Origin of the sequence: Psychrobacter sp. GW64-MNA-CIBAN-0177 (assembly GCF_040309585.1) — a bacterium.
In the GTDB taxonomy this organism is placed as follows: domain Bacteria; phylum Pseudomonadota; class Gammaproteobacteria; order Pseudomonadales; family Moraxellaceae; genus Psychrobacter; species Psychrobacter okhotskensis.
Window position 1 is genome coordinate 1 of sequence record NZ_JBEOOY010000668.1, and the last position, 230, is coordinate 230.

The window sequence follows — 230 nt, forward strand, 5'->3', positions numbered from 1 at the left end:
TGATAGTCACATACCCATACTTTGCTGCCTGTACTACGCACCCATAAGCGTAGGTTATTACCATCACTATATTTATCAGGTCGGCTAGGGGTGCAAGTATCGCTAGGTTTAAAGCGTTTGATTTGGCTATCAGTTAATGACATGACGGTATATTTCCATGACGGTATAAAATATACCGTAAAATATACCGCATTATTACATGGATTACCATGCTTTATGATGGGCTATCG

1 protein-coding gene is annotated in these 230 nt (G+C 39.6%); it reads right to left on the minus strand.

What is annotated here, in order from left to right; all coding sequences use genetic code 11:
* Positions 1-143, minus strand: a 143-nt coding sequence (locus AAEY79_RS16645) for an Arm DNA-binding domain-containing protein (RefSeq protein ID WP_352289936.1), incomplete at its 3' end; no start/stop codon positions are given.
* Positions 144-230: the final 87 nt, after the last annotated feature.